General features: G+C 42.4%; 6 protein-coding genes and 2 pseudogenes. 7 read left to right on the plus strand and 1 reads right to left on the minus strand.

Features of this window, described 5'->3' with window-relative positions; all coding sequences use genetic code 11:
• The first annotated feature begins 29 nt into the window (after positions 1-29).
• The 7 genes and pseudogenes from AB6E30_RS22020 (at position 30) to AB6E30_RS22050 (ending at position 9,273) form a co-directional block, all read left to right on the plus strand.
• A complete protein-coding gene (locus tag AB6E30_RS22020) occupies positions 30-1,412 on the plus strand; it encodes an ATP-binding protein (RefSeq protein ID WP_372105257.1) in 1,383 nt (460 codons plus the stop codon).
• Positions 1,409-2,047, plus strand: a complete 639-nt coding sequence (locus tag AB6E30_RS22025; protein ID WP_102321023.1) for a hypothetical protein — start codon at positions 1,409-1,411, stop codon at positions 2,045-2,047. Before AB6E30_RS22020 ends, AB6E30_RS22025 begins: the two co-directional genes overlap by 4 nt.
• Positions 2,047-3,345, plus strand: coding sequence for a hypothetical protein (locus AB6E30_RS22030; RefSeq protein WP_102321022.1), 1,299 nt, complete (start codon positions 2,047-2,049; stop codon positions 3,343-3,345). The genes AB6E30_RS22025 and AB6E30_RS22030 overlap by 1 nt, the downstream gene beginning before the upstream one ends.
• Entirely contained in the window at positions 3,342-4,187 is an 846-nt protein-coding gene (locus AB6E30_RS22035; RefSeq protein ID WP_372105259.1) for a hypothetical protein, read from the plus strand. Before AB6E30_RS22030 ends, AB6E30_RS22035 begins: the two co-directional genes overlap by 4 nt.
• 325 nt (positions 4,188-4,512) lie before the next feature.
• Positions 4,513-6,157 (plus strand): annotated as a pseudogene (locus tag AB6E30_RS22040) (N-6 DNA methylase).
• Positions 6,147-7,421: a restriction endonuclease subunit S gene (locus tag AB6E30_RS22045; protein WP_372105261.1), complete on the plus strand. Its 1,275-nt coding sequence runs from the start codon at positions 6,147-6,149 to the stop codon at positions 7,419-7,421. Before AB6E30_RS22040 ends, AB6E30_RS22045 begins: the two are co-directional and overlap by 11 nt.
• Before the next feature lie 169 nt (positions 7,422-7,590).
• Positions 7,591-9,273, plus strand: coding sequence for an SWIM zinc finger domain-containing protein (locus AB6E30_RS22050; protein ID WP_102398486.1), 1,683 nt, complete (start codon positions 7,591-7,593; stop codon positions 9,271-9,273).
• A 288-nt stretch (positions 9,274-9,561) separates the two neighbouring features.
• On the opposite strand, the pseudogene AB6E30_RS22525 reads toward AB6E30_RS22050, so the two are convergent.
• A pseudogene (locus AB6E30_RS22525) lies at positions 9,562-9,661 on the minus strand (IS3 family transposase); the annotation flags it as partial.

The following is a 9,661-nucleotide window of genomic DNA, read 5'->3' on the forward strand; positions in this document are numbered from 1 at the left end:
CTCATTAGTGATTGTACTCACTTAACTCAGTGTCCAAAACTGCTGGTGCGGATCATGAAATCTATCAACGCTACAAAGAAGAAATTGAATTGCTTGATAATGAGATCAAAAATTTAAAAGTGAAGTCTCATAAAATCAAAGAATACGAGATATGGCTTGCTGTTTATGAAGTGGATGATCCTAAGAGACGTGACGATCGAAATACTAAGGTCAAAGAACTTGAAACGGTGCATCAAGAGTTTGAATCTTTTGAAACTAAACTGAAAGAGTTGAGAGCCAAAGCTCATCGAACCAAAAAAGAGTTTGATGAGAAGCTCTCTATCTTGAGAAACCACAAACAGCGAGCTGACAGTGCAATCTCTCGCCTAACTAACTATGTGATGTTTGAGGGCGAAGAAGGCAGCCAAGAAGCGCTCGATTATAACGGCGATTTAAATTCACTCTTGAGCTATGTAGAGAGCAAACTCCCGGAGTTAGAGAGGCTTACTAAGCTACGTAAAAAAGATATACAACAGATGGAAACTATCACTCTCAACCTTGGTGACGGGGAGCTGTATCGTTTCTGGAATGAAAGCAGCCGAAACGCCATTACAGAGGATATTGTTGCTAGTGACTCAAAGCGAATTGATATTCTAGAAATCATCATGAATGACATCATTCCTCAGGTGACCAGCATAACAATTGAAAGCGCAGTTAACATGGGGCGTATGCTCGTTGACTTCAAGCATCGGCTACTTGGTTTCGACCGTGAGATTAAAAAACTTGGTCGTAATATCTCTGAACAAGTAAAGCTCAATAACACGTTCTCTGTGGTTGGTTCTATTGACATTAATGTTGAGAGTTCACTTTCCAAACTACAAGGTTGGCAAGATATTATTAACTTCTCTGAGATTTACGAAGAGTGGGATAAAACGGGATCGGCTGAGCTACCAAGCAAAGAGTTTTTCAATGCGTTAAGTACACTGACGTACCATATTAGTGCCGAGAAAGTTAAGAAGCCTACTGAGCTGTTTGACATCAAATTTGAAGTCATCGAGAACAACCAGCGTAAAACGGCCAAAACAGATAAAGATATGCGTGATTTGGCCAGTAATGGTACGAACTTGCTCATTCAATCCATGTTGTATTTAGCACTTCTGACACAACAACGTGGAGCCAGTCGACTATCAATAACTTACCCAACCGATGAGATTGGTAAGCTGACGGCAGAAAACCAAGCCAAACTGCTCAAAATGATGGGGGCACACAACTTCAATGTTATCGCGGCTCAACCCGATGGCAATAATCGTACGGCCAACTTATTTAAGTATCTGTATCACTTAACGCCTTACAAGAACATTTTCAACAAACCTAAAGTAAGCAAACTTGCGTTAGCTAAAGCCGCTGAAACTAGCACAGGAGTAGAAGCATGAAGCCAGTATCACAAGTCTTAGAATCTCTACTTAGTGGTAGCTTTATCTGCCCAGCAACGGATCGTGAAGCTTACAAGACGCTTAAAGAGGATCGTACACGCCGAGAAATCAATCAAGCGTTGACTCTTATGGGGCGCGAGCTCCAATGTACGAGCAGAACCAGCGCCTATTATGTTACCTATAAAAGTATCGACGACCACAATCGTCGTCAGGTGACCGCGTTGATGAGTAATGTACACGGTATCATTCGACCTGTGGTTAAGTTCGTAGCGACAGTCAGTGAGGCTGCTCAAGTTGAAGCTGTGATGGTTGGTGGTGATGAGTTAAATGTGCCTGTGCTGAGTGCGCAAATCCAATCGTCTCCTAGCTTGATGGAGAAACTCGATAGTATTTATCGACTTCCAAAAGTGAGTCGGAAAAAAGTGCGTGACAGTGCAGCGGATAAACTCAATGTAGTTGTCGAATTTCTGGTTAAAGAAGGGGTGGCTCATTTAGTAAACAAAGAGCGCCAACTCTATGTGATGACGGGAAAATTAGACTTTGTCTACGAGGTGCTCGATTTCATCGATACGCATGAAAAGATCGTTGAGACAGTTAACAAAGCAAACGAGAACCAAGGGGAGTTCGACTTTTGATGAGCCCTCAAAACAATGGGAAACATGGTGGTGTTAACCACATGCTTCGCTTAATCAGCCAAGCAAAGGACACATTAACGCATGTTTTTGAAAATGGCACGATACGTGAGACTCATGAAAACGCCAATGACCTACGTAAATTAAAAGAAGCCCGTGTTGTTATCGTGACAAGCCGCGGCTACCGCGTGCACCCTAAGATGGAAGCATTGATGAACTACTTCCTTGAAACGGAAGCGAGTTCATTTCTTGGGACTCAACATGCTGAGCGCATTCCAGAAATTCAGAGCTTAGCGCAAGAATACCTGGAAGCTAAATTAAATGGCAAAAGAGAACAAGAGGCGGATAGGTTTAATAGCCTTGAAGGTGTGGTTTATGAAATCACAATGGACTTGCAAGAGTCTTGTCGTCGCTTAAGAAACCGTATCAGTTATGATTTTGGCTATGGCCATACGCTCGCTCAAAAACAAAAAGAGAACCAAGTTGCTATAGAGCAAGCTGAAAAGCTTGTTACTGGCATGAAAGCTTTCTCTTTTAAGTTGTTGAGTGAAATGGCTGGAGATAACTCAGAGCTCAACACCTTGTTTTGTGCTGAAATGCACAGTGCGATTCGTAGTTGCCAACAAGAGCTCGGATCTATCCTAATTCAACTCCGAGCTTTGATGCTGAAGTATCGTAACCGCGAACGCGATAAGGACCTGATCAATGCCTTTGATCGGTTTATTGATCAAGAGCCACACTGGACACCAAGTGACGATTTGATTTTGCCTGATGAGGTAGCAAAGCACGATGGTATACCGATGTTTTGGCTTTCAGAGCCGTTACAATTTGCGCATCACCCAAATCCTGATGATATGGACCAAGAGCCGGAATTGGCTGATATTGTTGAAAAAATTACGGCACAGCCTGCAGAACAAGAAGAGCTTCCGGTTGTTGAAGAAGCTGAGCGACGAGAATTGACTCTTGATGTTGAAATACAAGAGCTGATTGAAGCGGACATTGATTCTCATTGCGATACCTTTTTTGCTGAAGCCTTTATTGGTAAGGGAAAAACCAGCATTTCCGCTTTGGAGTATTACGAGCAAATCAATAGTGACTTACCGGAAGATCTTGACCAGCTCACTTGCGCTAAAGACGTGTGGCTATTTAGCGTGCTTAATTTCCATAGTTCAATGCTTCCCGAAGATAGCAAAGGCTTTACCGTTGAGCCTATCGGGTCTTATACCTATTTAGCAAAAGGTAGCAATATAGGTTACGGCAACCTTCACTTAGAAGATGTGTCTATAGCGAGGAAACTGTGAGTAGAATTATTGATGATATAACGGGTAGTGATTTAAATAGGTTAAAGCAACTCTTCTCTCCTGCGAAGGTTAATGAAGGTGCCAGTGTAGCGCTGAGTGGCGTGTTTGATACTTTTCATCGCGACTTTAGTGTTGGGAGCGCTAGAGGAGAAAATTTGCAGGTGACGCCTAGAGATATACGTCAAATTAGGAAGGTGATCAAAGAGCAATCAGGCTTTGATCTTCTAACTGACTCTATCCCGGATTCTCGAACGGATATGGCTCAGTTCTTTCCAAACGAGAAGTTAAGCTCAAGCCCTGTCAAAGACAAGGTCATTAAAGTTTATGGGATTTTGTCCACGAACATAAATGGTAAATCATATGACTTACAAGAGGGCATGAACATTGAGGTAGCTCTAAGTCATTTGACGAGCATTGAGCACAGCCAAGTTGTGATTGTTGAAAACTATGAAGCATTTTCTAAGTTTAGATTAGTACAAACCGACATAGGATCTAATCCTCTTATTGTTTACCGAGGAGATAAGGACACGGGAGTAATATCAAAAGAAATTGCGTTGGCTTTTCCAGGCGTAGAGCTTATAGCTTGGTTTGATACCGATCCTAAAGGTATCTCTTTAGCTTTATCATCGGGAGCGACTTATATGCTGCTACCAAATTTATCTATGGGTTCTCTCAAAAAACATGGTCGTTCAGACTTGTTTGCAGACCAATACCAAAACTGGGATCGTGTCTCAAAACTTATCCCCCCTAAGTTAGAGTCCATAATATCTGAATTGGAAAAAGGGATAACCCAAGAGTCAATCATGGCAAATCAAATAGCCGTAAGGTTACACCAAATTTAGTCACGTAAAAGTCGAGCTCCCCTATAAGTGCGGAGATAGGCATGTTTACCTTGGGGTAATCAATCAAATGTTGTGAAGCTCATGCAGAGTGCCTACAAGACTGTTAAGTGCTGCTAATCTAGCCACTGAATTATTTATAAAGATTAAACGAATTTTGTGGCTTTTTTAAAATGCTCGATCATTTGGATATTTCCTTATCTTAAGGCACGTAAAAAGCGCCTAAAATCGGAGCTTTATCAATTCAACTCATTCAATTTCATATATAATCGCCCTCAATAGTCTGCGCTTGAAAGCAGAGTCCTACATTATTCGAGTAATTAAGAACATGGCAAAAGCACCCGCTAACAAGAAAACTGCCTCAAAAGCTAAGCCCGCTTCAAAAACTAAAAAAGCGACCAAAGGCTTTGAAGAGACCCTTTGGGATACCGCTAATCAGCTGCGTGGCAGTGTTGAGTCATCTGAATACAAACACGTGGTATTAAGCCTTGTGTTCTTAAAGTTCATCAGCGACAAGTTTGAAGCACGCCGTCAGAAGATGATAGACGACGGGCAAGACGCTTTTGTTGAGATGAAAGAGTTCTACCAACAAGACAACATCTTCTTTTTACCAGAAGATGCGCGTTGGTCATTTGTTAAAGCGCGCGCTAAGCAAGATGATATCGCTATCATCATCGATACCGCTTTATCGACTATCGAAAAAAACAACCCTAGCTTAAAAGACGCCCTGCCAGACAACTACTTCTCGCGCCAAGGTTTGGAAGTGAAAAAGCTGGCGTCACTTATCGACAGCATTGAAAACATCGACACGCTGGCGAACGAATGCGACATGAGCGAAGAAGATTTAGTCGGTCGTGTTTATGAATACTTCCTAGGTAAGTTTGCAGCAACCGAAGGCAAAGGTGGTGGCGAGTTCTACGCCTAAATCTGTGGTAACACTATTAGCTGAAATGCTCGAACCCTACCAAGGTAAGATCTACGATCCGGCTTGTGGCTCCGGCGGTATGTTTGTTCAGTCTTTAAAGTTCATTAAAGAGCATGAGGGGCGCACCAAAGACATCGCTATTTATGGCCAAGAGCTGACCTCGACTACTTATAAACTGGCGAAGATGAACTTAGCCATTCGTGGTTTATCGGGCAACTTAGGTGAGCGTGCAGCCGATACCTTCTTTGCTGACCAGCATAAAGACTTAAAAGCCGATTACATCATGGCGAACCCACCGTTTAACCTTAAAGGTTGGCGTAATGAGGCCGAGCTAACCGATGATGCGCGCTTTGCTGGCTATCGTACACCGCCAACAGGTAATGCCAACTACGGTTGGATTTTGCACATGCTCTCGAAGCTAAGTGAAACAGGCACGGCAGGTTTTGTTTTGGCGAATGGGTCTATGAGTTCAAACACGTCCGGCGAAGGTGAGATCCGACAGCAGCTAATCGAGAATGACCGTGTTGAATGTATGATTGCTCTGCCGGGGCAACTGTTCTTCACGACGCAAATCCCAGTGTGTATTTGGTTTATCACGAAAGACAAAACCGAGAACACCACTAAAGGTTTCCGTAACCGCCAAAAAGAGACGCTGTTCATTGATGCCCGTGAAATGGGCACCATGATTAGCCGCACCAATAAAGAACTGACTAAAGACGATATCGCGCTAATTGCTGATACATACCATGCATGGCGCTGCGATGAAGCAGAACTAAAAGCGCGTATTGAGCGTGGTGATGGCAAAGTAGAGAAGTATGAAGATAAAGCAGGCTTTAGCAAATTAGCGACCATTGCTGATATCAAGGCTAATGATTTTGTGCTGACTCCGGGCCGCTATGTTGGCGCAGCGGAAGTTGAAGATGATGGCATTCCGTTTGAAACCAAGATGAGCGAGCTTTCACAAACCCTATACAGCCAAATGAATCAATCTCAAGAGTTGGATAAAGCGATTCGCCAGAACTTGGAGGCGTTGGGTTATGGGGAGTAACTGGGCTAAGGTATCTATAGAGTCGATTAAAGCAAATGAAAAGGGCTCTATTGCTATAGGACCATTTGGCTCTAGGCTAAAAAGCGATAATTATGTTAGTGATGGTATCCCTGTAATAAGAGGAACAAATGTAACAGCTGGCCCTACGTTTAAGGGTGATTTTGTTTATATAACAGAAGATAAGGCTGATTCATTAGGAGCATGCAATGTTTATAAAAATGAACTGGTGTTTCCTCATAGAGGGTCAATTGGAGAAGTAGGTTTTGTTCAGGAAGATAAGCGCTATGTCTTGTCTTCAAGCTTAATGAAGCTAAAAGTGGATGAGGAACAAGTTAACCCTATGTTCCTATACTACTTTTTTAAGAGCTCCACGGGAAAGCATGAACTATTAAAAAATGCCTCACAAGTCGGAACGCCGGGCATTGGTCAGCCATTAAGCTCTTTAAAGAGCATTTTTTTTAATAAGCCACCATTAGTCATACAAAATAAGATTGTTGATGTATTGTCTTCAGTTAACAATAAGCTTGAACTCAACAACCAAATCAACCAAACCCTAGAGCAAATGGCGCAAACGCTGTTCAAATCTTGGTTTGTCGATTTTGCTCCTGTAAAAGCAAAAATGAATGGTGAACAGGCAAAAGGGATGGATGCAGCTACTGCGTCGCTTTTCCCTGAAAAGCTAGTTGAGTCTGAGTTGGGTTTGATTCCTGAGGGATGGGGTGTTGGTGAATTATCAAAGCTGTTTGAACTCCACAGGGGATTCGACTTACCAAAATCTAAACGCCAAGACGGAGAATATCCTGTCTATGCTGCGGGCGGTTATCATGGTACCCACAATGAGTTCAAAATGGAGCCTCCGGGTATCATAACTGGGCGAAGTGGCGTGATCGGGAATGTATATCTTTCTCTTGATAAGTATTGGCCACTAAATACAACGCTTTATGTTCGAGAGTTTAGAACATGTGGGCCATATTATGCTTACCACTTACTCCGTTCACTAGATCTAAAGTCCTTAAACTCTGGCTCAGCAGTACCGAGTCTAAATCGTAACTTTGTACACTCAACAAATGTGTCTCATCCGGACTCTGATGTATTGGCGAAGTTTGAAGAGATTGTTACTCCTCTATTTGAAAAGATGGTCGCTAACAATGAACAAAATAAGAGCCTTTCAGAGCTACGCGACACACTTCTTCCTAAATTGCTCTCCGGCGAAATCGACTTAGAAAATGTGCAAGTAGAACAAGCTAAAGCAATCGCTGAGTAACCTTTCGTCATTCCAGAAAGTGAGGGACGAACTTATCAGGAATCTCGTTTTTGACGGTGGTGAAAAGCGAGATCTCAGATACCTCGCGCCTCGGTTCTGAGATAACGAAGGTGGGAATTAGATGAATCCGAAATAGAACAAAGCAAAGCGTAGGTGGAACCATAATATAATGAACGCAACTAATACTCGTGAAATCGACATTTCTGAATTGACGACACTGTGTGAAACAAGCACTTTGCAAAAAGGCATCTTGCTTTCACGCAGTGGTGCAGTACGCAAGCTTAACCTTGTTGGCAACACCGCGACCGCACAGGTCAAAGGCAGCCTCAATTATCAAGTGAGCCTCGATTTCACTGGCGATCTGGTTGGCACTTGTACTTGCCCTGCGGCGCAATATCAAATGTTGTGCAAGCACGGCGTGGCGGTTGCCCTTTGCCTACAAGACCAAGAACAAGCTTTAAACCAAAGTAGTGAACGAGATACCATAAAAAATCACCTGCAAAGCCTTGGTGAAGAGGCCATGGTAGAGATGCTACTCGAATACCTAGAAGAAGATGAGTACACATGGAATGCACTGCTGACAAAAATTGAAATACGCGAAAAGCCAGCCGTATATGGCGAGCTGAAAAAGTTGGTTACCCAAGCCTTACCGCGAGAACAGCTCTGGGATTGGCGAGAAAGCCATGATTATTTCAACTCAGCAGAAATTCAATTGAACATGATCATTGAATCAATGCAAAGCCTTAACGCCGATCATCAATGGAAATTAATCAACTACCTTGTTGAACGGTTGAATAAGGTGCTAGAGCAAATTGATGACTCCAATGGCGATCGTTATGGCATTGAAAGCATGATTAACGAACACATGCCAAAGACGCTGGCAAAGCTTAATTGGAGTGAGCAAGAGAAAGCGCAGTGGATGTTTGAGCGTTTGACCCATTACGAATTTGACGTATTTCCTTCGATTGAAGAGAGTTTTGGAGCGATTTGGCAATCTAACACCCACTTTCTAACCTTATGCCGCCAAGCGATAGATCAAGCATCGCAAGATGAGAGTAGCTGGAACTTACGCTCATGGGCAGTTCCGTTAATGAAACACAGCTCCGATTGGCGTGAAGTGGCGGAAATTAAACAAAAAATAGCACGAACGTGTCGAGATTATCTTGAAGTTGTTGATATGTTCATTGATGAGCAAGAGCCGTTAGAAGCTGAGTTTTGGTTAGCTAAGGCGAAAAAAATGGCGAGTGATTATGAACTTCGTGCGTGCGAACAAGCTCAATTCCGTCTTTATGTTGAACTAGGTGAAATCCATTCTGCATGGGTATTAGCTAACCGTTTGTTAGAACAATCACCAAGCTTTCAATATTATCAACAGTTAGCGAAGTTTAAAGCCAATTACCAAATTGATGATGTTGAATTTTTCTCCCGCACTGAACTGCTACTTGCCAATGCCTATCAACAACCAGACCGCTATAATCAAGCTTCTGATCGTACGGATGCCTTGGTTCTGTTCTATATCGATAACCAGCAATTAGACAAAGCGTGCGAATGGGTTGCCGAACATAAAATATCAATACAAGGACTTATTTCGCTTGCCGATCATATTGTGGATGATAAACCTGAAAATACGCTGGATTATTATCTGCGAGCAGTCTCATCTTATATCGAACAGACCAATAATACGGCTTACGATCAAGCTTTAGAGTTACTTCGACGTTTAGAGAATATGCTGAAATCGCATCCTACTCAATTGGCGACATTTTATAGTCAGGTGGCGCAACTCGCTACCACGTACAAGCGTAAGCGTAATATGTTCGCTTTAATTCAGAAATATTATTCAAAATATATCTGATTCTGCGGAGGTGACAAGATCTGCGGTGTTGAGAAAATGGAACAAAGCCCGAAACCGAGTTACTACAAAACAAATTTAAATAACTCAATTTAAAGATGAGGCGACTTTGTGCCGCCTCCACTTTAGGAATATTAGTTGTCTGTTAGTGATGAGTGTTGCTCTTGAATAAGTTCTTTAATTACCGTTCTTTTGCTCTTTTTTTCGCGTTTTGATAGTCCTTTTAATTGAGCTTTTGATTTACTGCTTAAGCCAATGCTTTTAGCCTCTTCAGCATTATCATTGCCATTTTTTCTCACCCATGCTTTGCATTAACCCACTTTCCGCTACCTTTTCCTGATACTGTCGATGACGATATTGCCAACCTTGATCGCTATGTATAATTGGCTTT

Source organism: Vibrio sp. 10N.247.311.12 (genome assembly GCF_041467515.1).
Taxonomy (GTDB): domain Bacteria; phylum Pseudomonadota; class Gammaproteobacteria; order Enterobacterales; family Vibrionaceae; genus Vibrio; species Vibrio crassostreae_C.